Annotated in this window: 25 protein-coding genes; 18 read left to right on the top strand and 7 right to left on the bottom strand. The window is 64.8% G+C overall.

Features of this window, described 5'->3' with window-relative positions; translation table 11 throughout:
* Positions 1-6: 6 nt before the first annotated feature.
* Positions 7-651: a flagellar basal body P-ring formation chaperone FlgA gene (gene flgA, locus F2P46_RS24080; protein ID WP_166894968.1), complete on the bottom strand. Its 645-nt coding sequence runs from the start codon at positions 649-651 to the stop codon at positions 7-9.
* Positions 652-845: 194 nt separating this feature from the next.
* On the opposite strand from flgA, the gene flgB reads away from it, so the two are divergent.
* From flgB to F2P46_RS24015, 13 genes are all read left to right on the top strand, one after another.
* Positions 846-1,211: a flagellar basal body rod protein FlgB gene (gene flgB / locus F2P46_RS24075; RefSeq protein ID WP_166894966.1), complete on the top strand. Its 366-nt coding sequence runs from the start codon at positions 846-848 to the stop codon at positions 1,209-1,211.
* 2 nt (positions 1,212-1,213) lie between these two features.
* Positions 1,214-1,633, top strand: coding sequence for a flagellar basal body rod protein FlgC (gene flgC, locus F2P46_RS24070; RefSeq protein ID WP_166894964.1), 420 nt, complete (start codon positions 1,214-1,216; stop codon positions 1,631-1,633).
* A 4-nt stretch (positions 1,634-1,637) separates the two neighbouring features.
* The gene (locus F2P46_RS24065) at positions 1,638-2,333 is read left to right on the top strand and encodes a flagellar hook capping FlgD N-terminal domain-containing protein (protein ID WP_166894962.1); all 696 of its coding nucleotides are present in this window, start codon (positions 1,638-1,640) and stop codon (positions 2,331-2,333) included.
* 12 nt (positions 2,334-2,345) lie between these two features.
* Positions 2,346-3,536 carry a flagellar hook-basal body complex protein gene (locus tag F2P46_RS24060; RefSeq protein WP_166894960.1) on the top strand — a complete coding sequence of 397 codons (1,191 nt, stop codon included), beginning with the start codon at positions 2,346-2,348 and terminating at the stop codon, positions 3,534-3,536.
* Positions 3,537-3,576: 40 nt separating this feature from the next.
* The gene (locus F2P46_RS24055) at positions 3,577-4,302 is read left to right on the top strand and encodes a flagellar basal body rod protein FlgF (protein ID WP_166894958.1); all 726 of its coding nucleotides are present in this window, start codon (positions 3,577-3,579) and stop codon (positions 4,300-4,302) included.
* A 42-nt stretch (positions 4,303-4,344) separates the two neighbouring features.
* Complete coding sequence (gene flgG, locus F2P46_RS24050; RefSeq protein ID WP_187362720.1) at positions 4,345-5,133, top strand: flagellar basal-body rod protein FlgG; 789 nt, start codon at positions 4,345-4,347, stop codon at positions 5,131-5,133.
* Positions 5,133-5,789, top strand: coding sequence for a flagellar basal body L-ring protein FlgH (gene flgH, locus F2P46_RS24045; protein WP_166894956.1), 657 nt, complete (start codon positions 5,133-5,135; stop codon positions 5,787-5,789). The genes flgG and flgH overlap by 1 nt, the downstream gene beginning before the upstream one ends.
* 38 nt (positions 5,790-5,827) lie before the next feature.
* Positions 5,828-6,952, top strand: coding sequence for a flagellar basal body P-ring protein FlgI (locus F2P46_RS24040; RefSeq protein WP_166894954.1), 1,125 nt, complete (start codon positions 5,828-5,830; stop codon positions 6,950-6,952).
* Positions 6,953-6,963: 11 nt separating this feature from the next.
* Positions 6,964-7,365 carry a rod-binding protein gene (locus tag F2P46_RS24035; RefSeq protein WP_208296754.1) on the top strand — a complete coding sequence of 134 codons (402 nt, stop codon included), beginning with the start codon at positions 6,964-6,966 and terminating at the stop codon, positions 7,363-7,365.
* Positions 7,366-7,449: 84 nt separating this feature from the next.
* Positions 7,450-8,820, top strand: coding sequence for a flagellar hook-associated protein FlgK (flgK, locus tag F2P46_RS24030; protein WP_166894952.1), 1,371 nt, complete (start codon positions 7,450-7,452; stop codon positions 8,818-8,820).
* 10 nt (positions 8,821-8,830) lie between these two features.
* Positions 8,831-9,742, top strand: a complete 912-nt coding sequence (gene flgL, locus F2P46_RS24025) for a flagellar hook-associated protein FlgL (protein ID WP_166894950.1) — start codon at positions 8,831-8,833, stop codon at positions 9,740-9,742.
* Positions 9,743-9,746: 4 nt separating this feature from the next.
* Positions 9,747-10,766, top strand: a complete 1,020-nt coding sequence (locus tag F2P46_RS24020) for a hypothetical protein (RefSeq protein WP_166894948.1) — start codon at positions 9,747-9,749, stop codon at positions 10,764-10,766.
* A gap of 466 nt (positions 10,767-11,232) precedes the next feature.
* Positions 11,233-11,541, top strand: a complete 309-nt coding sequence (locus tag F2P46_RS24015; protein WP_166894946.1) for a hypothetical protein — start codon at positions 11,233-11,235, stop codon at positions 11,539-11,541.
* A 142-nt stretch (positions 11,542-11,683) separates the two neighbouring features.
* On the opposite strand, the gene F2P46_RS24010 is transcribed toward F2P46_RS24015, so the two are convergent.
* Together F2P46_RS24010 and typA are read right to left on the bottom strand one after the other, a co-directional pair.
* Complete coding sequence (locus F2P46_RS24010; RefSeq protein WP_166894944.1) at positions 11,684-12,613, bottom strand: prolipoprotein diacylglyceryl transferase; 930 nt, start codon at positions 12,611-12,613, stop codon at positions 11,684-11,686.
* A gap of 150 nt (positions 12,614-12,763) precedes the next feature.
* Entirely contained in the window at positions 12,764-14,599 is a 1,836-nt protein-coding gene (gene typA / locus F2P46_RS24005) for a translational GTPase TypA (RefSeq protein WP_166894942.1), read from the bottom strand.
* Between the two features lie 274 nt (positions 14,600-14,873).
* Between typA and F2P46_RS24000 the strand changes: the two genes are divergently transcribed.
* Complete coding sequence (locus F2P46_RS24000; protein ID WP_166894940.1) at positions 14,874-15,944, top strand: suppressor of fused domain protein; 1,071 nt, start codon at positions 14,874-14,876, stop codon at positions 15,942-15,944.
* Between the two features lie 12 nt (positions 15,945-15,956).
* Here F2P46_RS24000 and F2P46_RS23995 read toward each other — a convergent pair whose 3' ends face one another.
* Positions 15,957-16,703 (bottom strand): hypothetical protein, encoded by a 747-nt coding sequence (locus F2P46_RS23995; RefSeq protein ID WP_166894938.1) that lies wholly within the window; start codon positions 16,701-16,703, stop codon positions 15,957-15,959.
* Positions 16,704-16,868: 165 nt separating this feature from the next.
* Here F2P46_RS23995 and F2P46_RS23990 point away from each other — a divergent pair, with 165 nt between their 5' ends.
* From F2P46_RS23990 to F2P46_RS23980, 3 genes are read left to right on the top strand one after another with little or no spacing between them, the layout of a single operon-like run.
* On the top strand, positions 16,869-18,155 hold the full coding sequence (locus F2P46_RS23990) for a histidine kinase (protein WP_166894936.1): 1,287 nt from the start codon (positions 16,869-16,871) through the stop codon (positions 18,153-18,155).
* On the top strand, positions 18,152-18,793 hold the full coding sequence (locus F2P46_RS23985) for a response regulator transcription factor (RefSeq protein ID WP_166894934.1): 642 nt from the start codon (positions 18,152-18,154) through the stop codon (positions 18,791-18,793). Before F2P46_RS23990 ends, F2P46_RS23985 begins: the two co-directional genes overlap by 4 nt.
* 22 nt (positions 18,794-18,815) lie before the next feature.
* Positions 18,816-19,601, top strand: a complete 786-nt coding sequence (locus F2P46_RS23980) for a MipA/OmpV family protein (protein ID WP_166894932.1) — start codon at positions 18,816-18,818, stop codon at positions 19,599-19,601.
* On the opposite strand, the gene F2P46_RS23975 is transcribed toward F2P46_RS23980, so the two are convergent.
* On the bottom strand, positions 19,592-20,098 hold the full coding sequence (locus F2P46_RS23975) for a metal-dependent hydrolase (protein WP_166894930.1): 507 nt from the start codon (positions 20,096-20,098) through the stop codon (positions 19,592-19,594). The genes F2P46_RS23980 and F2P46_RS23975 overlap by 10 nt on opposite strands.
* A gap of 68 nt (positions 20,099-20,166) precedes the next feature.
* On the opposite strand from F2P46_RS23975, the gene F2P46_RS23970 reads away from it, so the two are divergent.
* Positions 20,167-20,907 carry a hypothetical protein gene (locus tag F2P46_RS23970; protein ID WP_166894928.1) on the top strand — a complete coding sequence of 247 codons (741 nt, stop codon included), beginning with the start codon at positions 20,167-20,169 and terminating at the stop codon, positions 20,905-20,907.
* Between the two features lie 51 nt (positions 20,908-20,958).
* Here the strand turns inward: F2P46_RS23970 and truB are convergent, their stop codons facing one another.
* On the bottom strand, positions 20,959-21,885 hold the full coding sequence (gene truB / locus F2P46_RS23965; RefSeq protein ID WP_166894926.1) for a tRNA pseudouridine(55) synthase TruB: 927 nt from the start codon (positions 21,883-21,885) through the stop codon (positions 20,959-20,961).
* Between the two features lie 6 nt (positions 21,886-21,891).
* Positions 21,892-22,329 (bottom strand): 30S ribosome-binding factor RbfA, encoded by a 438-nt coding sequence (gene rbfA / locus F2P46_RS23960; RefSeq protein ID WP_166894924.1) that lies wholly within the window; start codon positions 22,327-22,329, stop codon positions 21,892-21,894.
* Between the last annotated feature and the right edge of the window lie 114 nt (positions 22,330-22,443).

Raw genomic sequence — 22,443 nt, 5'->3', positions numbered from 1 at the left:
GCTGCGTCAGGGTTGCGCCGAACGCGCAATCTCGGCCGGCTCGACCGTGCCGGGCGCGATCACGCGCATGCGCACCACCCGGCCGTTGGCCAGGTTGCGCACCCGCACCAGCGCATTCATGGCGCCCGCGTCGAGCGCTTCGCCGGCGGTGCTGATTTCGAGCGCCTCGAAACGCGCCAGCATGACCACCGCTTCGCCGCGCTTGACCAGCACCGGCGCGCTCAACTGCGCCTGGCGCAGCACTTCGCCGGCCCGCAGCGAACGGCGCGAGGCTTGCCCGGTGGCCGCCTCGGCCGAGCCGAGCGCATCGTTTAAGGTGGTGACATCGCGCCGTTCCAAAGTGACATCCTGCGCCGTGAGCATTTGCCCGGCCGCGACCGGCGCGGCGGTGACCGCCACCAGCGCGCTGATCGATCCGCGCAAGACGTATTCGTATCGCCAGCCGCCGGCGTCGGGACACAGCACGGCAAAGCGCATGCGCGCCGGCGTGCGCGTGTCGACCGCTTCGATCTGGACCGCTTTGGCGCACGGCGGCGCCGCGCGCGGCGTTGCAACATTGACAGTCAATTGCGGTTCGGCCAGCCCGGCGGTTTCGGCCTGGCGCATCAACTGCTCGCGCGCGGCCTGCTCCAACCTGGTCGTGATCGACATTTCAGCAGCATTTGTGTTGCCCCCGGCTAATGAAATCAGCGCGGCGGCCGTTAATGGCAGTAACAACGCCTTGTTGGCGCGGCGGACATCAAGCATAAATAGCACCTTGGCAATCGTTGCGCACGACGCAAGGAACGCCGCACAGCGTCATTTTAACCAGATTCACACTGCAGTTCATTCACGGAGGAAGCTTCATGTCGATTGATTTCCAAAAGGCACTTGGCGTGCACGCCGACGCGCTGCACCTGCGCGCCGACCGCACGCGCGTACTGGCGGCCAATATCGCCAACGAAAACACGCCGGGATTCACGGCACGTGACGTCGACTTCGGCGCCATGCTGCAGCAGCGAATCGAGACCGAGTCGGAGATGCCGGGCCTCGGCGCCGACGATCAGGACGCGCTGTACCGCGTCCCGTACCACCCTAGCGCCGACGGCAATACCGTCGAAATCGGCGTCGAACAAGCCGCGTTCTCGCAAAACGCATCCGATTTCCAGACCAGCCTGACGTTCGTGAACATGCGACTCAAGGGTTTGGCCAAAGCTATCGCAGGACAATAATCATGAGCTTTAAAGACATTTCCCAAATTGCGGGTTCGGCCATGGCGGCGCAGTCGGTGCGCTTGAATACCATCGCCAGCAACCTGGCCAACGCCGATTCGGTCTCCGGCTCGGAAGGCGAAACTTACCGCGCCCGCAAACCGGTGTTCGCGGCCATGCTCGACAATGGCTCGGGCAAGCTCGGCGCCGGCAGCCGGGTGCAGGTGCTCGACGTGGTCCAATCGTCCGAACCGCTGCGCAAGGCCTACGAGCCGGGCAATCCGGTGGCCAACGCCGACGGCATGGTGTTCTACCCGAACGTCAACCAGGTGGCCGAGATGACCGACATGATGTCGGCGTCGCGCGCCTTTGAAACCAATGTGGAAGTCCTGGGACGCATCAAGTCGATGCAAGCGGGCCTGCTGCGACTCGGCGAAGGCTGATCCCATGCTGACCAATAACATCAACGGCGCGACCAACCAGCCGGCCGGCAACGCCAACACCGTGATCGGCCAGGCGCCCGCCAGCGAAACGCAAGACATGTTCACCAAGCTGCTGGTGGCGCAGATCCGCAACCAGGACCCGCTCGAGCCGAGCGATCCGTCGCAGTTCGTCAACCAGCTCTCCCAGTTGAGCCAGACCGAAGCGATGCAAAGCCTGGCCAAGCTCAACAGCACCAGCGCCAGCGTGTTAGAGAGCATCCAGACCCTGGCCCTGGGCGCCCAGGTGGGCTCGGACATCACCGTCAATACCACCAGCGTGCGCCTGGACGACAAGGCGATCAAGGCCAGCATCACCCTGCCGGGCGCCAGCGCCGCCAACACCGTGACCCTGACCGGCGCGGACGGCGTCAAGCATGCCGTACAGCTCGGTTCGCGCGGCGCCGGTCCGCAAACGTTTTCGATCGATCCGGTCGCGCTCGGTTTGGCGCCGGGCAAATACGATATCAAGGTACAAACGAGCGCCGGTGCGCTCGACGCCATCGAAGTCATCGGCCGCTTGGACAGCGTCCGCATGTCGGCCGGTGGCGGCGTGGTCCTCAAGGTGGCAGGAATCGGCGATGTTGCGCCGTCGTCCGTCACTGGCTTCAACGGCAAGTCCGGCGCATCGCTGGCGGCCGCCAACTCCTCCACCGCAAATTAAAGGAATACCATCATGAGTTTCGAAATCGCCCTGTCGGGCATCCAGTCGATCAACACCCAGCTCGAAGCGGTCAGCAACAATATCGCCAACGCCGGCACCTATGGTTTCAAGAGCACCCGTGCCAACTTTTCAGCCATGTACGCCGGTTCCCAGGCCACTGGCGTGGAAGTCGGTTCGATGACCCAGAGCATCGGCTTGAATGGCGGCGTGACCACCACCGGCCGCAGCCTGGACGCCGCTATCGACGGGCGCGGCTTTTTTGTCAGCCGCGACAGCCAGGGCGTGATGAACTACAGCCGGGTCGGGATTTTCTCGGCCAACAAGGATGGCTTGCTGGTCGACAGCAACGGCCGCGCCGTGCAGGGCTACGCCGCCATCAAGGGCAGCACCGCGCTGGGGGTGATGGGCAATGTCAACGTGCCGACCGGGCAGATCCCGGCCGTCGCCAGCACCAAGGTCAACTACGTCGGCAACCTGTCCAACGACTGGGTGGTGCCGCCGGTCCCGACGTTCGACCCGGCCGTCGCCGGCAGCTACAATATGGCCAAGCAATCGGTATTCTACGATTCGCTGGGCAGCCAGCACACCCTGTCGCAGTACTTCGTCAAGGGTACCGGCACCGCCGTGACGGTGCATTACGCGGTCGACGGCGGCGCCCCGCTGGGCACCACCACCGCCCTGGCGTTTTCCAACCTGGGCGCGCTGCCGCCGGTGCCGCCGACCACCACCCTGAACATCACCACCACCAACGGCTCGGCGCCGGTCGTGCTCGACATCAACTACGCCGGCAGCACCCTGAACGCCGGTGAAGCCATCACCACCACCAACAGCGCCGACGGCTACACCTCGGGCACCTTCATCGGCGTCGAAATGGCGGCGGACGGCTCGGTCATGGCCAAGTACAGCAACGAGCAGGCCCAGGTCGTCGCCACCGTGGCGCTGGCCACCTTCGCCGACGAAGGCTCGCTGACCGCGGTGAGCGACACCAGCTGGACCGCCAATTCCTTGTCCGGCACGCCCCTGTACGGCAACCCGGGCAGCGGCCTGGCCGGCAAGCTCAATACCGGCGCGCTGGAACGCTCAAATGTTGACATTACGTCAGAATTGGTGGGCCTGATGACGTCACAGCGCAACTATCAAGCAAATTCCAAGGTGATTTCAACAGAAAATCAGATGATCCAGTCCTTAATGCAGGCACTATAAGTGTCTGCACGGAAATACTTCAATACATTGAGGGAGCAACATGGATAAATTGATCTTTACAGCACTGAGCGGCGCCGAACGCGCGCTGAAGGCCCAGCAGGTCCACGCCAACAACCTGGCGAACATGGATACGACGGGCTTTCGCGCCAACCTCGAAATGTCAGCCACGCAAGCGCTGGGCGGCTCGGGCTTCGACGACCGCCACTATGTGCGGATGCAGTCCGATTCCGTCTCGGCCCGCTCCGGTCCGGTCAAGGAAACCGGGCGCGACCTCGATGTGGCCATCACCGGCAACGGTTACCTGACGGTGCAGTGGCAGGGTGGCGAAGCCTACACCCGCGCCGGCGCCATCAATATCGACGCCGACGGCGCGCTCTCGGTCAACGGCCATCCGCTGCTGGGCGAAGGCGGCCCGGTGGTGCTGCCGCCGCATAACGCGGTCACGATCGGTGCGGACGGTTCGATCTCGGTGCTCGCGCCGGGAACGGCCGACATGCAGGTGATCGACAAGCTGCGCCTGGTCAACGCCGAAGCCGGCGAAGTGACCAAGAACGAAGGCGGCCTGATCGTCTCGCGCAGCGGCCAGCCGCTCGCGGCCGATGAAACCGTGGTCGTGCGCGGGCGCCACCTGGAAGGCAGCAATGTGTCGGCGGTCGAAGAAATGGTCGCCACCATGAGCCTGAACCGCAGCTTCGAGATGCAGATGAAGCTGCTCAAGGCCAGCGACAACATGAACGAAGTCGGCAACCGCCTGCTCGGCAGCTGAAACACCTGACGCATCACTCAGTCAACGTTAAAGGAAAAGATCATGAATCCAGCAATGTGGATCAGCAAAACCGGGGTGCAAGCCCAGGACGCCAAACTGCAGGCGATCGCCAACAACCTGGCCAACGTCAACACCGTCGGCTTCAAGCGCGACCGCGTGGTGTTCGAAGACCTGTTCTACCAGATCGACCAGCAGCCGGGCGCGCAGCGCGCCGACAATACCCTGTCGCCGTCCGGCGTGCAGCTCGGTAACGGCACCCACCTGCTGGGCACCCAGAAAGTGTTCACCAACGGCAGCCTGCAAACGACCAGCCAGCCGCTCGACGTGGCCATTTCCGGCAACGGCTTCTTGCAGGTGCGCCGTCCGAACGGCGACCCGGCCTACACGCGCGCCGGCCAGTTGCAGGTCGACGCCACCGGCACCCTGGTCAACGCCCAGGGCTTGCCGCTGGTGCCGCAGATTACCGTGCCGAACAACGCCACCGCGATCACCATCGGTGAAAACGGCATGGTCTCGGCCACGATCGCCGGCAGCACCACGCCGTCCGAACTCGGCCAGTTGACCTTGTCGAACTTCGTCAACCCGACCGGCCTGTTGGCGCTCGGCGAAAACCTGTTTTCGGAAACCCCGGCCAGCGGCGCCGCCGCCGAAGGGCGTCCGGGCGATGGCGCTTTCGGTAAACTCAAGCAGGGCGCGCTGGAAGGCTCGAACGTGCAGGTGGTCGAAGAAATGGTCGACATGATCGCCGCCCAGCGCACCTACGAGATGAACACCAAGGTGCTCTCGGCCGCCGACAACATGTTGCAGTACCTGGCCCAGGCGGCCCGCTGATGAACGCCGTCGCCGCTTTGTTTGCGCTGGCCCTGCTGGGCGGTTGCGCCAGCAGCGTGCAGCCGCCAGCGCGCGCGATGGCCGACGAAACCGCCCCGCTGCCGCGTGCGGCGGTGCGCGGCGGCGTGTCGGGCGGCGTGTTCAATGCCGAGGCGGTGCCCCTGACGTCCGACAGCCGCGCTTTCCGCACCGGCGACGTGGTCACCGTGATCCTGCAAGAGACCACCCAGGCCAGCAAGCGCGCCGGCACCAGCATCAGCAAGGAGTCGAGCGTGGGCGTGACCGCGCCCGGCCTGCTCGGCAAAACGTTCCCGAAAGCGGCGATCGACCTCGCGGCCGAACGCGGCTTCGAAGGCGACGCCACCAGCACCCAGCAGAACGCCCTGTCCGGCGCGCTGACCGTGATCGTGCAGGAAGTGCTGCCCAACGGCCTGTTGCGCGTGGCCGGCGAAAAAAGCCTGACCCTGAACCAGGGCGAAGAATTCGTGCGCCTCAAAGGCTTCCTGCGCGCCGCCGACATCGACGCCGACAACCAGGTCTCGTCGCTGCGCGTGGCCAACGCGCAGATCAGCTACTCCGGCAAGGGCGCGCTCGCCAACGCCAACCAGCCAGGCTGGCTGACCCGCTTCTTCCTCGGTCCCTGGATGCCGTTCTAAACGCCGCATCGCTGTTCGTGTCGTTCTAAGGAAACACCATGCCATCTCGCGCTCTTTTCCGTACCCTTTCCCTCCCCCTTTCCGTGCTGGCGATGCTCTCCTGCCTGGCCGTGCCGGCGTCGGCCGCGCAAACCCTGCGCAACCTGGTCAGCGTGGAAGGCGTGCGCGAGAACCCGCTGGTCGGCTACGGCCTCGTGGTGGGCCTGAACGGCAGCGGCGACAGCACCCAGGTCAAGTTCGCCAGCCAGTCGGTGGTCAACATGCTCAAGCAGTTCGGCGTCAAGCTGCCGGACGGCGCCGAAGCGAAAAACAAGAACGTGGCCGCAGTCATGGTCAGCGCGGTGTTCCCGCCCGGCTACCGGCGCGGCCAGCCGATCGACGTGACCGTTTCCTCGCTGGGCGACTCGAAAAGCCTGCGCGGCGGCGTGCTGCTGCTCACCCAATTGCGCGCGGCCGACAATGAAGTCTACGCCCTGGCGCAAGGCAATGTGGTGGTCGGCGGCCTGAACGCGAGCGGCGCCAGCGGTTCCAGCGTCACCGTCAACACCCCGACCGGTGGGCGCATTCCCAACGGCGCCAACATCGAACGCGAAATCGGCAGCGATTTCTCGACCCGCGCCGAGGTCATGCTGCGCCTGAAAACGCCGCACTTCCAGACCGCCACGAATGTCGTCGAAGCCATCAACCGGCGCTTCGGCCCGCTCGCCACCACCGCCGACGGCGCCAGCATCGAAGTCATCGCCCCGGCCAACCCGACCGAGCGCGTGGCCTTCATGGCCAAGCTGCAGGCGCTGACGGTCGAGGTCGGCACCGACGTGCCGAAAGTGGTGTTCAATTCGCGCACCGGGACCGTCGTGATCGCCGAAGGCGTGCGCGTCAGGGCCGCCGCCGTCACCCACGGCGCGCTCAAGGTGGTGATCGCCGAAAGCTCGGCCGTGAGCCAGCCCGGCGCGTTTTCGGGCGGCCGCACCGCAGTCACCCCGCAATCGAAGTTATCGGTCGACCAGGGCTCGGGGCGCATGTTCAAATGGCCGGCCGGCGCCAAGCTGCAAACCATTGTCGACATCGTCAACAGTCTGGGCGCCTCGCCCGACGACATCATGGCGATCCTGCAAGCGCTCGACCAGGCCGGCGCCATCGAAGGCGAACTGGTCGTTATCTAAGGAGTCCCGCCATGAACCCACTCGACCTGACCACCACGCTCAACCGCGCCGGCATGGGCCCCGGCCATGAAGCGGCCATCGCCCCGGCCGCCGACCCGGTGTTCGTGGCCAAGGCCACCAAGGCCGCCATCGAATTCGAAAGTTTCTTTATCGGCAATATGCTGCAGCAAATGCGCAGCGGCACCCGCGCCATGGCCGACGACGACAGCGTCTTCAAGGACCCGGTCAACCGTGACATGCAAGACATGGCCGACAACATGATGGCCGGCCAGATGGCGCACCAGCGCGCCTTCGGCGTGGCCGACGCCATTTTGCGCCAGTTGCTGCCGTCCGCCGCCGCACCCGCTGCGGCGCCCGCCGCGCCGGCGGCCTCGTCCGCCATCCCGCTCCAAACTCCGCCACAAAAAATTTAATGGCGGCAAGTATTTGGTCGCCTTGTAGGTATGACGACCCAACCTTGCCGGCCCATCGAGTAAGCATCGAGAAAGAACTGACCCATGAGCATCATGAACAACGCCCTGAGCGGCGCCCTTGCTTCCCAACTCGCCCTGCAGGCCACCAGCCAGAACATTGCTAACCTGCAAACGAAGGGTTACACGCGCCAGTCGGCCCTGCTGACCGCAGTCGGTCCCCAGGCCGGCCCGCGCTCGGCCGGCAACGGGGTGGCGGTCAATACGCTACTGCGTTTTTCCGATGGCTACAAGAACCAGCAACTGTGGCGCGCCGCTTCCGGGGTCGGCCAGTATTCCCAGACCCAGCCGTACCTGACCCAGCTCGAGCGCGTGATGGGCGACAACGATGCCAGCCTGAGCAGCGGCGTCGACAAATTCTTCCAGGCGCTCAACGCGGTGGCCGGCGTCGATCCCACCTCGACCCCGCTGCGCCAGCAAGTGCTGACCGCCGCCGGCGCCATGGCGCAGCGCTTCAACAGCATGAACAACCTGTACAACGGCCAGCTGCAATCCTTGCGCGACCAGCGCAGCGCGATTGTCTCCTCGGCCAACGCCTCGATCAAGACCATCGCCGACCTGAACCGCCAGATCGGCCTGGCCAGCGCCTCCGGCAGCAGCACCTCGACCCTGGTCGATGCGCGCGACATGGCCATCGACGCCCTCTCCACGCAAGTTGGCCTGGAAGTGACCGACCAGCCCGACGGCACCCGCAGCATCTCGCTCAAGACCGGCCAGGCGCTGGTGATCGGCGACATCGCGGCGACCCTGGTGGCCGAAGGCGGCGCCACGCAAAACATGCGGGTCGACTTCGCCGGCTCCTCGTTCCAGCTCGACAAAGCCGCCGTCGGCGCCCAGCTCGGCGGCCTGGGCCTGTTCGAACGCGATATCTTGCTGCCGATGCAGCAAGACGTCTCCGACCTGGCCCAGCAGCTGGCGCAAAAGGTCAATACGCAACTGGCGGCCGGCTACACCATGAACGGCACCAACGGCGGCCCGCTGTTCGTGTTCACCCCGGGCAGCCCGTCGAACATGCTGCAGGTCACGGCCGGCTACCAGACCGCCGACCTCGCGTTTTCGGGCGATAATACCCCGGGCGACAGCGGCAACCTGCAAAAACTGATCAACATCAAGAAGCAGTCGGTCACCCTGTCCGGGATCGGCTCGGTCATGGTCAGCGACGCCGATTCCCAGCTGGTCGGCAAGCTCGCCGTCGACAGCCAGCAAAACCGGATCGCCCTGGCCACCGCCGAGACCATGCGCAACCATGCGATGGACGACTGGACCTCGACCAGCGGCGTGAACAAGGATGAAGAAGCGGTCAATCTGGTCGAGTACCAGAATATGTACCAGGCGAACATGAAAGTAATGTCAGTTGCCAACTCGCTGTTCGATGCGACGTTGGCCATGATGGGTTAAGGAGAAACGTATGCGGATTGCCACCAGCCAGTACCAATCGACGATGAATATCTCGCTCCAGCTGAACCAGGAGCGCATCAGCTACGTGAACCAGCAGATGTCGAGCCGCACCCGCATCCTGCTGCCGTCGGACGACCCGGTCGACACGGTGCGCATGTCGCGCCTGCACCGCGAAGAATCGGACGTCACCCAGTACCGCGCCAATATCGGCGCGCTCAAGATCCGCCTGACCAAGAACGAAGCCTACCTCGGCAGCATGGTCAACGACATGATGGCCGGCCGCGACCTGCTGGTCTGGTCGTCCGACGGCGGCAACGCCCCGGCCGACCTGGCCGCCATGGTCTCGCCCCTGACCGCGCTGCGCGAAAGCCTGCTCTACACCGCCAACTCGATCGACCAGGAAGGGCGCTACGTGTTTTCCGGCACCCAGACCGGCACCGTGCCGATTGCCTACAACGCGGCGGCCCCGGCCGGCTCGCGCTACAGCTACGCCGGCAACACCAACGACCAGACGGTGGTGGTCGGCAACGGCATCACCCAGGTTGCGAACGGCAACATGAACGGCATCGAAAGCATGCTCAACCAGCTCGACCTGACCATCGCCACCCTCGGCACCCCGGGCGCGACGGCCAACGACCCGACCGTGCGCGCGGTGCTGGCGGCCAACCTCGACGGCTTCGACAGCGCGCTCGAACTGATCTCCGGCAAGATCGCAGTGCTCGGCGGCGCCCAGAACATCATCAGCACGCTCGACGAAAACCACAGCAACGTGAGCCTGTCGAACCAGATGGCGCTGACCGACATCGGCCAGCTCGACTACGGCCTCGCCGCGACCGAGCTGAGCGGCTACACCAGCGCGCTGGAAGCGACCTACAAGGCGTACGCCAAGATCGGCAACCTGTCCCTGTTTGCGGCGCTATAACGCCATGGAAGCGATCCGCCCCACCACCAGTTCCACCAGCGGCCCGGCCGGCGCCAACAGCGTCAACGGCGCCGGCGTGCGCAGCGAAGCCGCCCCGGGCGCCGGCCAGGCGCGTCCTCCCCAACTCAATCCGGCCCAGCCGGTGCGGGGCGCGGCCCCGCCCTTGCGGCGCGGCCTGGCCAGCGTCGACCACCAGATCCAGGGCGACGTCGCCAGCGCCCAGCAAGCGCTCGACTTCCTCGAACAAGTGGCCGGCCAGCTGCAAGCGCTCAAAGGTGAAATCAGCGCCAGGCTCAGTTCGCGGCGCGGCGACAGCGGCGCCATCGAAGCGCATCTGCGCCAGCTCGGCGCGACCATGGACAAGCGGCGCCAGGCCAGCGGCGGCAGCGTCGACGCGCGCCTGAGCTTTTCCAGCCCCCAACCGGCCAGCCAGCGTTTCCGGATCAAGGGCCTGACCCTCGACATGCTCACCGCCGGGGCTGGCCAGACCCTGTCGTTCTCGGTCGGCAGCAACACCCAGCCGCTGACGGTGGTGGTCGACCCGACCCTCACGCGCGATGAAATCGTGGTGCGCTTCGACCGCGCGCTGGCGCCGGCCAACATGCGCGTGAGCGCCGACGGCAGCGGCGCGCTGGTCTTTTCCACGCCCGAAAACGCCTGGCCGATGGTGCGCGACTCGCTCTCGATCCAAGGGGTGGGACGGGTAGCGGTGGAAGCCGACACCGACGTCGTCGCGCCGCAGCAATGGCGGGCCGACGACAGCGACGCCTTGCGCCAGAGTTTGCATGAAGTCGTGCAAGCGCTCTCGCAAGTGCAGCGCTCGCAGGACGCGGCCAGCCAGGCGCTCAGTGCGGCGGCCGGCCGGGCTGCGGCCAACCAGCCGCCGGCGGCCGAAATCGAAGTGATGGCGCAGGATTTTGCCGACACCGCCAGCACGCCGAACTACGAGTCCTTGCTGGCGATCACCTCGGCGCTGGTCGGCATCAGCCGCGAGCGCGTGCTGGCCCTGCTCGGCCTGCATTAATCCCCCACCGGGGTCTGACCTCTGATTCGCAATTTTCGCGACTACCCTGCTTCAAGCGCGATTCCACCTACAACCGGGGTCAGAGCTTTTACAACCGGGGTCAGAGCTTTAACTTGAAATGTTTCGAGTTAAAGCTCTGACCCCGGTTTTGCGACACTCTGGCGGCATGCCGCCGCACTTGCCACCGTCCCTCGTCCGATGGGCATCGAATTGACTATAAGATAACTATCAGAAAAGATAGTGATTCCGCTGTTATCCTGCGGGTAATCTTGCCTGTAATGCAAATCAATGTATCAAACAGATTCGCAGAGCCGCCCATGTCCGAGCGGGCTGGCCGTGTAGCTGTGGGCGCCGTCCTGAAGCAGACACGCGCTATATCGACGAGAAGAAGCCTGTGTAAGGAAAGCGCCTGCGCTTCGCTGCGCAGGAATATGCCCGGTACATTAATTAACTGGAGAGCATGAACATGAGCACGGACAGCATCAAGCAGCAACTTCAAAACACCCCGATCGGGACTTACCTCATGGCCCACGGCCACTTTGGCGGGTCCATCAATGCGACGATCGAGCAGGGCAAGCTCAAAAGCATCGATTGGGCGAACGGCACCATGGTTCTTCACAGCACCACCTATGATCGCGACCATACGGTCGATATCGGCAAAGTGACCTATATCGACGACAGCCGCAGCGGCTCGGGCGCCCTCGGCTCGGCGCAGGCACCGGATTTGAGGCAGGTAGGAAACGATTGGTACCGGGGCGATGTGAAAGTTGAATAGAATCCTGGGCGTATGCCACGACGCCACCGCAGCCCAGGCTGCGGTGGCGTTTTCAATATTGCCGGCATCACATCGGAGTATCACACCGGGGTCAGACCCCGGTGTGGTTTTTGCGGTACGAAACCGGCAAGTCCGGCATCGGCTATGGCATCGGCAGCGCCGGCGTCGGGCCTGATGCTGGTGCGGCGCGACGGCTTAGTAGCGCCATCCCGATTAGCCCGGCCAGCGCAAGCAGCACGGCAATGATCTCTGCCTGGCTCGCATGCACGCCGCCGATGCTCATCACCGGGTTGACCCGGATTTGTTCAATTGCAAAGCGCTCGATACCGGCCAGCACCAAATACACAGAGAACAGCCAGCCGCTCCGGAAGCGGTGCTTGCGCAGCGCCCACAGCAGCGCGAAGCAGGCCAGCGCTATCACCGTCTCGTACACCGAGGTCGGATACACGCCCGGCGCGGCGATCACTTCGCCGAAGATATTGTTGTCGTAGGTTTGCGCCCAGAACCAGGTCGGCAGCCACTCAGGTTTCAGCGCCATGTTGGCGACCGTGCCCCAGTCGCCGTCGCCGGATACCTGGCAGCCGACGCGGCCGAGCGCGTAGCCGAGCATCATGGCGGGCGCCACCGCGTCGAGCAGCGGGCGGATCGGCAATTTCCAGCGCCGCAGGCACACCACGCCGGCCACCGTGCCGAGGATCAGCCCGCCGAACACGCTCAGGCCCGAGCGGCTGAAAATCATGCTCCACGGATTGAGAAGAAACTGGTCGGTATGCTCCAGGATATGGAACAGGCGCGCCCCGACAATGCCGACCAGCACCACGATGAAGGCCAGGTCGCTGACGATGTCCTGCGGTGGCACCGCCACCTCGGCCACGACGCCATCGTCGCCCTTGACGCGCTTGTACGCCGGTCCGACCCGGCCATCGGCATGCAGGCGCGCCAGTTCACGCTTGAGGCAGGCGGCCCCGGCCAGGATGGCGAACGCGACCAGCAGGCCGAAGGTGGCGATCGGCAAGGGCAGGTCGATGCCGGTCAGGTCCTTGACGACATCGCTGAGATACGGGTAAGACATACGTTTTCCTTCGTCAGCAGAAAGTTAGGAGTCAGCGCGCTGACCCCCATTAAGAAATAGCTTGTGGAATACAAAACGCCTTCCGCCGGACAGGTCCAGGGGAAGGCGTTATCGCTACGGAATGCAGTGCACTCCGTTGGCGCTAGTCAATTACGCGGAATCGCGGCCAGCTTTTTTACGCTCGTGCTCTTTCAGGTAGCGCTTGCGCAGGCGGATCGATTTTGGCGTGATTTCAACGAGTTCGTCGTCGGCGATGAATTCGACCGCGTATTCGAGCGACATCTGGATCGGCGGTACCAGGCGCACCGCTTCGTCGGTTCCCGACGAACGCACGTTGGTCAGCTGCTTGCCCTTGATCGGGTTGACGACCAGGTCGTTGTCACGCGAGTGAATGCCGATGATCATGCCTTCGTACACCGGGTCGTTGTGGACCACGAACATACGGCCGCGATCCTGCAGTTTCCAGATTGCGTAAGCAACAGCGGCGCCATCGTCTTGCGAGATCAGCACGCCGTTGCGACGGCCAGCCATTTCGCCTTTCGAGTTGTCGACCGGTGCGTACTCGTCGAACACGTGGCTCATCAAGCCGGTGCCGCGGGTCAGGGTCATGAATTCGCCCTGGAAGCCGATCAGGCCACGCGCAGGAATCTTGTATTCCAGGCGAACACGGCCCTTGCCGTCCGATTCCATGTTTTGCAGGTCGCCACGACGACGGCCCAGTTCTTCCATGACGCCGCCCTGGTTGGCTTCTTCAACGTCGACCGACAGTTGCTCGAACGGCTCGTGACGCACGCCATCAACCATTTTGAACACCACGCGTGGACGCGATACGGCCAGCTCGAAGCCTTCGCGACGCATGTTTTCGATCAGAATCGTCAGGTGCAATTCACCACGGCCCGAGACTTCGAAAATCGTGTCGTCGTCGGTTGGCGCTACGCGCAGGGCAACGTTGGCTTTCAGTTCGCGGTCGAGGCGGTCGCGCAGCTGGCGGCTGGTGACGAACTTGCCTTCGCGGCCGGCCAGTGGCGAGTTGTTGACCATGAAGTTCATGGTCAGGGTTGGCTCGTCGACGGTCAGCATCGGCAGCGCTTCCGGGGTGTCCGGCTGGCAGATGGTCGAACCGATGCCGATTTCGTCGATACCGTTGATCAGCACGATGTCGCCGGCAACCGCTTCGTCGACCAGCACGCGCTCAAGGCCCTTGAAGTTCAGCACCTGGTTGATGCGGCCCTTGATCGGGGTCGAATCAGGACCGTTCAGGACGATCACGTCCTGGCCGGACTTGATGCGACCGCGCGAGATGCGGCCAATGCCGATCTTGCCGACGTACGACGAGTAATCGAGCGAGGTCACTTGCATCTGCAGCGGGCCGTCCGGATTGTCGTCACGCACAGGAACGTGCTTGAGGATGGCTTCGAACAGCGGGGTCATGTCGCCTTCGCGCACTTCCGAGTCCAGGCTGGCGTAGCCGTTCAGGGCCGATGCGAACACGACCGGGAAGTCGAGCTGTTCGTCGGTGGCGCCCAGTTTGTCGAACAGTTCGAACGTCTGGTTGATCGCCCATTCGGCGCGTGCGCCCGGACGGTCGATCTTGTTGACGACGACGATCGGCTTCAAACCCAGCGCCAGCGCTTTACGCGTCACGAAGCGGGTCTGTGGCATCGGGCCTTCTTGCGCATCGACCAGCAGCAGGACCGAGTCGACCATCGACAGCACGCGCTCGACTTCGCCACCGAAGTCGGCGTGGCCTGGGGTGTCGACGATGTTGATGTGGGTGCCTTCGTATTCAACCGCGCAGTTCTTCGACAGAATCGTGATGCCACGTTCTTTTTCGAGGTCGTTCGAATCCATTACGCGGGTTTCGACTGCCTGGTTTTCACGGAAGGTACCGGATTGGCGCAGCAGCTTGTCCACGAGCGTGGTTTTGCCGTGGTCAACGTGGGCGATGATAGCGATGTTACGAATTGCGCGTTTTGGATTTGACATGGTCGTAAGGAACGGAAATGTACGTGGTGTACGAAGGTGTACGGTGCTGCTTAAATCAGGAACCGACTAGTATAGCACGCTAAACCGGCGTATTGCGCAGCATCAAATTGAAAAGCCCTGCAATTTCAATGGCTTGCTGCTTTTTTCACCACAGACACGCACCGGCCCGGTGCAATTGTGACGGCTTTTCGTGTCCGCGGCATGACAAGCGCCGCGATTGCCACACCCGCCCCGGCGCAGCATAATCGCCTGTCTTGATAAATTGGAAATCATGATGAACGATCAAGCGGACAACGATAGCGACACCAGTGGCTGGGACGCCATCAACGCCAGCCTGGCGCAGCTGTATCCCGGCCAGGAGCCACGCCACGCGGCGCCGGTGCGCTCGGCGATGTTGGGCGGCGGCGATCCGCTGGACGGCATCAGCGTCTACCACAGCACAGAGGGAGTGCCGCACTGGCACTACGTCAGCTATGGCCTGTCCGAACTGTACGGCAAGGAGTCCGAGGACCCGGACCACAGCGGCTATGGCCTGGAACTGACTTTCCGCCTGCGCGCGCTGCCGGGCGAGACCGAAGCGCCGTCGTGGGCCTTCGATTTCCTGCAAAACCTGGCACGCTACGTTTTCCGCACCGGCAATGTCTTCCGGGACGGTCACTGGATGACCGCCAACGGCCCGATCGCGCTCGATACGCCCACCCGGATCTGCTCGATGGCCTTTGCCAGCGACCCGCAGCTACCGGCCATCGACAGCGTCAATGGCCGCGTCGAATTCGTGCAGATCGTCGGCCTGACGCTCGAGGAAGAGCGCGCGGCAACCCGCTGGGCGCCAAGGAAATTGCTCGACGCCCTGCTGCCGCACATGCCGCTGTGGATCACCGACCTCGAGCGCGCCAGCCTTCTTGATCTGCCCGATGTCGGCGCGGCAGTGGCGGCCGGCATGGCGCGCGACGGTTCTTCGACCGGCCACATCTTCACCGATGTGCTCGAGGTAGCCGAACTGGCGCGCGGCGGCGGCGGCGCGGCGCTCCAGGTCACGCTGGGCGCGCGCCAGGTTGCCGATCTGCTGGCCCTGCTCCCCCTGCGGCTGCCGTTCGGGCACGCGTTGACCCTGGCCGGCAGCGACTGGCAACTGGTGTTCGAGCTTGCCGAGATCGACGACGCGGTGCTGGAAGACCAGACGCTGACCGTCTTCATGCGCCCCGCCACGCTGGCCGCCTTCGCGTCGACCCTGGCGCCGCGCGAAGGCGACTACCACCTGGCTGGCCTGGCGCAAGTCGCGTGGTCGGTCAAGAAGACCCTGATCAGGGATGCCAACGGGGTGGTGGTGCAGACCATCGGCTAAGCGCCTGTCCGCCTATTCGTACACCGTGCCGATCGCCAGCGGACGCGTCACGGCGTTCACCCTGGCCCCGGCCGGCAGGTCGGCAAAGCGCACCGTGACCACCTGGTACAGGCCCATCGAGCCATCTTCGAACGGATGCGCGGCCTGCGGCGCGAGCGCGCGCGGCGCTTCCGCGCCGCTTTCCAGCGCGACCTCGGGCGTTGATCCGGCCGGATACACGATCGTCACGCCGGCGCACTGCTTGCCCAGCAAGCGCATGCGGTAACCCGAGGCGCGCTGCGCCGCCAGCAATTGCTCACAGGCTTCGCGCAACAGGCTGGCGTCGTACAGGCCGTCGTCGCGCTCGCGGATGCTGTAGCGCCCGCTGAAGTAATAGTTGCCCTTTTGCCGGTTCAGGGTGATCACCGCGTCATCCTCGTAGGCCTGCTTTTCCATCGGCAGCACCGCCCGTCCCATGGCGTCGACCGGCACCTCGAAGCGGGTGCGCGCGCCGGCCACCGACAGGCGCAGGCCGTCGAGCGGCAGGTCGGGGCGCAGCGGGCGCACTTGCAGATGCGCCTGGATCAGTGGCCGCGTGCGCACGAACGGGCCGAAGAAGGCAGCGGCCTTGTAGGCGCGCCGGTAGCCGATCCATTCCGGGTCGCGCTGCGCGTTCACTTCCACGGTGGTGATCGTATCAGTATCGGCAACAGGCGCGGCGGCCGGTGCGAGGGCAGGCAGGCAAGCGGCAAGCAAGAGCAATTTCGTCAGCGTTTTCATGAGCGGCAATACAGAAGGCGGGACCGTCATTCTAGTGCAGGGCCGCGCTGGCGCCATGTGCCGGAAGGTAGAGATGGCGCATGACTTCCGGCACTGACCGGCGCCACCCGCCGTCACGTAAAATTGCAGCCTTGACAGCAAGCGCTCCCGGCGCATACAGGCGCCATGATGATATTCCGATTCGATCAGCTTTTCCCGCGTGCCGTATGGCCCCTGGCCTGCCTGCTGGTGGCGGGACCGGGCTGCGCTCTGCTATGGATCTACCCGCCCGATGCCGACTCTTTCCATAGCGTGGGCGGGTACCTGGCCCGCAGCGTGGCGGCCCGCTTCACGAGCGCGCCATCGGCCCTCGTCGCCGGCACCGACCGCATCGAACTGACCGCCCTGTTGCTGCGCCTTCTGCGGACCGGCTGCGCCATCGGTTTTGCCGCGCTGGCCTGGCTGCGGGCCAGCGGAACGGCCTGGCCCGCCGTGCTGCGCTCGCCGGCGGCGCTGGCGCTGCAATTGTGCCTGGCCGTGGTCGGCGACATGGGCCTGATTTATGTCTTCACCGCCCAGCTCGGCACACTCCCGCTGCGCGACGCCATGCGCTGGCTGGCGGGGGCGATCGTCCTGGCATCGGCTGTGGCCTTGCTGACGATTGTGGCGCTGCGCATGTCCGATGGACGTTTTGTCATGGCCTGCACGCTCGCGGCCGCCGAAGCGGTGATCATGTGCATCGTCACGGCGCTGGTGCTGGTGGCCCTGCGCGAACGGCGCGCGCGCGTGGCGTTAGCCGCAGCGCATGCCGAACTGCAGGCAACCCAGGCGCTGCTGACCGAAGCGGTGCGCGCCAGCGAGCGCATGCGCCTGGCGCGCGACCTGCACGACATGGCCGGCCACCACCTCACCGCGCTCAAGCTGCACCTGGACCTGGCCAGCCGCCAGGCCGGGGCCGCCGCCCCGCCGTCGCTGGCCACTGCCAGCACCCTGGCCGCCACCCTGCTGGCCGACGTGCGCCTGCTGGTGAGCAGCGAACGCGGCGGATGCGATATCGACGTGCGCCTGGCGCTGCAGACGCTGTGCGCCGGCATTCCGGCCCCGCGTATCGCGCTCGACATCGGCGAGCGGCTCGGGATCGATTCGGCAGCGGTCGCCCATGCCGTGTTTTGCGCGGTGCAGGAAGCGATCAGCAACGCCATCCGCCACGCGGGCGCGGCGGCCATGACAATCGCCCTGCGGCGCGACGCCAAAGGCGTCCTGGTGCTCGACATCGCCGACGACGGCCGTGGCAGCGGTGGCGCGGCCGAAGGCAATGGCTTGCGCGGCATGCGCGAACGGCTGGACCAATTGGGCGGCACGCTGCTGGCCGCCAACGGCGCGCCGCATGGCTTTGCGCTCAACATCCGCCTGCCGCAAGCGGGAACGCAAGCGGGAACGCAAGCGGGAACGCAAGCGGGAGCGGCGGCATGATCCCGATCCGCATCGTGCTGGTGGACGACCAGATGCTGGTCAGGAGCGGCATTCGCGGCCTGCTCGACCTGACGCAAGATATCCGGGTGGTGGCCGAAGCGGCCAATGGCGATGAAGCGGTGGGCGTGATCGCGCAGGCGCAGGCCGATGTGCTGCTGCTGGACGTGCGCATGCCGCAGTGTTCGGGCATCGAACTGCTGCGCAGGCAACAGGGTTTGCTGCCGCCGACCATTCTCCTGACTACCTTCGACGATGACGAAGCGCTGTTCGACGGCATGCGCGCCGGCGCACGCGGCTTTCTGCTCAAGGATATTTCGCTCGAACGGCTGGCCGACGGCATCCGCAGCGTCGCCGCCGGCGCCACCCTGTTCCGCCCGGGCCTGACCGAACGCACCCGCGCCGCCTACGAACAGGCCAGCGGCCTGGCGCTGCCGGCCTGCGGCGGCGCGCGCCTGACCGCGCGCGAGACCGAAATCCTGGCGCTGATGGCGGCCGGCTTGAACAACGCCGAAATCGGCGCCGCGCTCGGGCCGAGCGAAGGCACCATCAAGAACCACGTCTCGAACATCCTCGCCAAGCTCCTTGTGCGCGACCGCGTGCGCGCGGTGCTGCGCGGGCTCGAACTTGGCTACATCTGACCACCCACTCCGACAGGAAACCATGACCATCCCAAGCCCGGCGCGTTACCGCGCCAGTGTCGCCGCCCTCACCCTGCTGGCCGCCATCGGCCTGCCTGCGGCGGCGCAGTCGCCCACCACCCAGATGCCGGAAGGCACCACCGACGTCGACCTGAGCCTGATTGCGGCGCTGGTGCCGGTCAGCGAGGGCCGCAGCGCGATGAAGGCAATCGTGCTGCCAAGCATATCGGCGCAGTGGAGCAACGGCATCTTCGCCGAACCGGGCGAGCTCGGCATGCAACTGTCGGAAGATCCGATGCTCAAGTTCGGCCCCGTGCTCAGCTACGGCACGCGCTCGCGCCGCGCCGACGACCGCGAAGACAAGCTGCGTCTGGGCATCGAGGTAGGGGCGTTTGCGCATTATCAGTGGGCGCACAACATCGGGCTGCATTCGAGCGTGATGTACGGGGGCGGCGACGAGCGCAGCGGCGTGCGCCTGAACCTGGGCGCCAGCTACGGCATGCGGCTCTCGACGCACCAGTCGCTCAATGCGAACCTGGGCATGAACCTGGTCAACAAGGGCTTCATGCAATCGTCTTTCGGGATTTCAGCGGAACAGGCGGCGCGCAGCCGCAGGCAGGCCTACCAGGCCAGGGCCGGGATCAAGAATATCGACCTGACGCTACGCTGGAATGTGGACCTGAGCACCAAGTATGCGCTGAGCAGCGGCGTGAACGTCTCGCGCCTGATGGGCAGCGCGGCCGACAGCCCGCTGACCGACAGTCCGCACAACGTCGCCGTGTTCACGGCGCTGACCTATCACTGGTGATCGGCGGCGCCACCGTTGCGGCGCTTCCTGAACTGGCGCCAGGTGTCCACCACCAGCCATAGCGCCACCCCCAGCAGGCAGGCCAGGTGCAGCGCGCGCACCGACACCAGCCCGAGGAAAGGGTTGGCGCTCGATAAGGGCCACCAGGGCTCGGTGTCGCTGTGCATGATGGCGTCGAGCACGACATGCGAAAACGTGCCGAGAAAGGCGCCCATGCAGGAGGCGAGCCAGCTGATCCGTTGATGCGGAATGCGCAGCAGCCGCAGCACGAACTCGCTGACCGGTTTGCCGGTCAGCGCGGCCACGGCGCCGATCAGCAGCGCGCCCGGTACGCTGTGCGTGGGGCCATGCACGATGCTGCTGGCGGCAATCAGGCGCACCAGCGGCTCCAGGTCCATCAGCACTTGCGCGCCGCCGAACACCATGAAGCTGAAATGACGCCCGCCGATGGCCTTCATCGCCGCACCCGGGCCCAGATGAAAGGGGGTGAACGGCATCCTAAGCGCGGTTATCCGTGTAATAGTTCAGTTCCAACAAAACTTTTTCGCCAAAAGCCATCATCGCCATGCCTGTTTTTAATAGAAACGCCATCGTTTTACTTGCCGCTCTGCTCGTTGGCTTGCCCGCCAGCGCCCATGGCGCCTGCGCCCCGGGAAGCGATACCATCCTTAATTATAGAGGCCAGATCGACGACAAATACAAGGTTGCCATCAGCCTCAAATTTGCAGGGAAGTCGGTCACGGGCGACTATTATTATGCCAGTCAACGCAAGAATATCGCGCTGCGCGGCACGGTCGACGGTCACTTGATGATCGAACTTGAAGAGCTCGACCAGAAAGGTGAGGTGAGCGCCAGCTTCGACCTCAGCGGGAACGCCGGCTGCCAGACCTTGCTCGGCACTTGGCGCAAGCGCGGCGCGGCTGGTGGCATGCGCGTTTATGTAGAACTGGAAAACGAAACGTCGGGAGAATTGAGTCACCGCTATCGCATTGCCGGGGCGGAAAACGACGAACGCATCCATCAAGGCGCGACCCGCTTCTGGCAAGCGGTAAAGGATGGGAACAGGCAGCTTGTGGCCGGCAGCGTGCATTACCCGGTGTCGGTGAGGATCAAAGGGCGCAAGACGACCTTGCGCAGCCCGGCGGACCTGCTGGCCAATTACGATGCCGTGTTCAGCAAAGCCTACCGGGAGGCCATCTTGAACGCCGTGCCGCACAATATGTTCGCCAATTACAAGGGCATCATGCTCGGCAGCGGGCATGTCTGGTTCAATGCAGAGGGCGACGTCATGGCCCTCAACAACTGATGCTGCCCGCCCGCGCCGCGCCCCACCCCAGGTGGAAAGGCGTGGGCGGCATTACGCGTGCGCGGCGGCGATCAGGCGTTCGGGCGCCAGGATCGCGTATTCCTGCAAGTTCGCCGTGCCCAGCAGGCGGGTGTCGTGATACACCCGCACCCGGCCCAGGGTGTCCGGCAAAACCAGTCCCTCTTCCTTGCCGAGCGCCAGGCGCTGGCCTTGCAGGAAGCGCCTGGCCAGTTCCTCGGTCAATTGCACCGCGGGAAAACTCGAGAGCAAGGCATCGACCGGGGCCAGCAGGGTCAGCGGCGCCTCGTGCGCCTGCAGGGCTTCCAGGGTCACCATGCCGTCGATGGTCAGGGTGCCGACCTGCGTGCGGCGCAGTTCGATCAGGTGCGCGCCGCAACCGAGCGCGTGGCCGATGTCTTCGCCCAGCACGCGGATATAGGTCCCCTTGCTGCAAGTAACCGCCAGCTTCAGCAGCGGCGTCTCGAACGAGATCAGTTCGAGCTTGAGGATGGTGACCGGGCGCGCTTCGCGTTCGAGCGTGATGCCTTCGCGCGCGTATTCGTAATAGGCCTTGCCGTCGCGCTTGAGCGCCGAGTACATCGGCGGCACTTGCATGATGGGGCCGCGAAACTGCGGCAGCACCGCTTCGATCTGGGCCAGGGTGACGTCGACATCGCGCATGTCGATCGCTTCGCCTTCGGTGTCGCCGGTGGTAGTGGTGATGCCCAGGTGAACCGTGGTCTCGTAGCTCTTGTCGGCTTCGAGCAAGTCTTGCGAGAATTTGGTCGCTTCGCCGAAGCACAGCGGCAATAAACCGGTGGCGAACGGGTCGAGCGTGCCGGTGTGGCCGGCTTTCTTGGCGTTGAGCACGCGCTTGGCCTTGATCAGCGCGTCGTTGGACGACAGGCCGACCGGTTTGTCGAGCAGCAGCACGCCGTCGACCAGGTCGCGCACGCGTTTGGTATGGGCTTGTTTCATGCTGGCTTAGTCGGCGTCCGGCTTGTTGGCGCTAGGCGACGCATCCTCTGGGACCGGGTCCGGCTCGGCGTCGGCGGCACGGGTGGCGTTGGCCTGGTCGATCAGGAGCGACATTTCCATGCCGCGCGAGGTCGAGGTGTCGTGCACGAAGTGCAGCATCGGCAAGGTGTGGATGTGCAGGCGCTTGCCCAGCTGGTTGCGGATGAAGCCGGCGGCGGCGCCGAGGCCGTCGACCGTGTTCTTGATCGCATCCTTGTCGTCCTTGAACATGGTGAAGAACACCTTGGCGTGGGCGTAGTCGGGGGTGATCTGGACTTCGGTGATGGTGATCATGCCGATGCGCGGGTCTTTCAGACCGTACGCGACGATTTCGGCCAGGTCGCGCTGGATCTGGTCGGCCACGCGCAAGCCGCGGGCGGGAATGGTTTTGCTGTGTTTAGCCATGGTCGTATACTACTCTTTATGATTTTGTAGGGTGGAAAAGCGAAGCGCCGCAGCGGGCGTCAGTGGCTAATACCACAAACTTAAAAACCGTCATTCCCGCGCAGGCGGGAATCC

The organism is Massilia sp. CCM 8734 (genome assembly GCF_011682155.1).
Lineage (GTDB): Bacteria > Pseudomonadota > Gammaproteobacteria > Burkholderiales > Burkholderiaceae_D > Telluria_A > Telluria_A rubra.
Note: the sequence above shows the minus strand (reverse complement) of the source record. Positions and strands in the feature narration are given on the sequence as shown.

Coding starts and splice junctions, on each gene's coding strand:
- flgA (WP_166894968.1), bottom strand. CDS start 651: ATGTCGATCACGACCAGGTTGGAGCAGGCCGCGCGCGAGCAGTTGATG.
- flgB (WP_166894966.1), top strand. CDS start 846: ATGTCGATTGATTTCCAAAAGGCACTTGGCGTGCACGCCGACGCGCTG.
- flgC (WP_166894964.1), top strand. CDS start 1,214: ATGAGCTTTAAAGACATTTCCCAAATTGCGGGTTCGGCCATGGCGGCG.
- F2P46_RS24065 (WP_166894962.1), top strand. CDS start 1,638: ATGCTGACCAATAACATCAACGGCGCGACCAACCAGCCGGCCGGCAAC.
- F2P46_RS24060 (WP_166894960.1), top strand. CDS start 2,346: ATGAGTTTCGAAATCGCCCTGTCGGGCATCCAGTCGATCAACACCCAG.
- F2P46_RS24055 (WP_166894958.1), top strand. CDS start 3,577: ATGGATAAATTGATCTTTACAGCACTGAGCGGCGCCGAACGCGCGCTG.
- flgG (WP_187362720.1), top strand. CDS start 4,345: ATGAATCCAGCAATGTGGATCAGCAAAACCGGGGTGCAAGCCCAGGAC.
- flgH (WP_166894956.1), top strand. CDS start 5,133: ATGAACGCCGTCGCCGCTTTGTTTGCGCTGGCCCTGCTGGGCGGTTGC.
- F2P46_RS24040 (WP_166894954.1), top strand. CDS start 5,828: ATGCCATCTCGCGCTCTTTTCCGTACCCTTTCCCTCCCCCTTTCCGTG.
- F2P46_RS24035 (WP_208296754.1), top strand. CDS start 6,964: ATGAACCCACTCGACCTGACCACCACGCTCAACCGCGCCGGCATGGGC.
- flgK (WP_166894952.1), top strand. CDS start 7,450: ATGAGCATCATGAACAACGCCCTGAGCGGCGCCCTTGCTTCCCAACTC.
- flgL (WP_166894950.1), top strand. CDS start 8,831: ATGCGGATTGCCACCAGCCAGTACCAATCGACGATGAATATCTCGCTC.
- F2P46_RS24020 (WP_166894948.1), top strand. CDS start 9,747: ATGGAAGCGATCCGCCCCACCACCAGTTCCACCAGCGGCCCGGCCGGC.
- F2P46_RS24015 (WP_166894946.1), top strand. CDS start 11,233: ATGAGCACGGACAGCATCAAGCAGCAACTTCAAAACACCCCGATCGGG.
- F2P46_RS24010 (WP_166894944.1), bottom strand. CDS start 12,613: ATGTCTTACCCGTATCTCAGCGATGTCGTCAAGGACCTGACCGGCATC.
- typA (WP_166894942.1), bottom strand. CDS start 14,599: ATGTCAAATCCAAAACGCGCAATTCGTAACATCGCTATCATCGCCCAC.
- F2P46_RS24000 (WP_166894940.1), top strand. CDS start 14,874: ATGAACGATCAAGCGGACAACGATAGCGACACCAGTGGCTGGGACGCC.
- F2P46_RS23995 (WP_166894938.1), bottom strand. CDS start 16,703: ATGAAAACGCTGACGAAATTGCTCTTGCTTGCCGCTTGCCTGCCTGCC.
- F2P46_RS23990 (WP_166894936.1), top strand. CDS start 16,869: ATGATGATATTCCGATTCGATCAGCTTTTCCCGCGTGCCGTATGGCCC.
- F2P46_RS23985 (WP_166894934.1), top strand. CDS start 18,152: ATGATCCCGATCCGCATCGTGCTGGTGGACGACCAGATGCTGGTCAGG.
- F2P46_RS23980 (WP_166894932.1), top strand. CDS start 18,816: ATGACCATCCCAAGCCCGGCGCGTTACCGCGCCAGTGTCGCCGCCCTC.
- F2P46_RS23975 (WP_166894930.1), bottom strand. CDS start 20,098: ATGCCGTTCACCCCCTTTCATCTGGGCCCGGGTGCGGCGATGAAGGCC.
- F2P46_RS23970 (WP_166894928.1), top strand. CDS start 20,167: ATGCCTGTTTTTAATAGAAACGCCATCGTTTTACTTGCCGCTCTGCTC.
- truB (WP_166894926.1), bottom strand. CDS start 21,885: ATGAAACAAGCCCATACCAAACGCGTGCGCGACCTGGTCGACGGCGTG.
- rbfA (WP_166894924.1), bottom strand. CDS start 22,329: ATGGCTAAACACAGCAAAACCATTCCCGCCCGCGGCTTGCGCGTGGCC.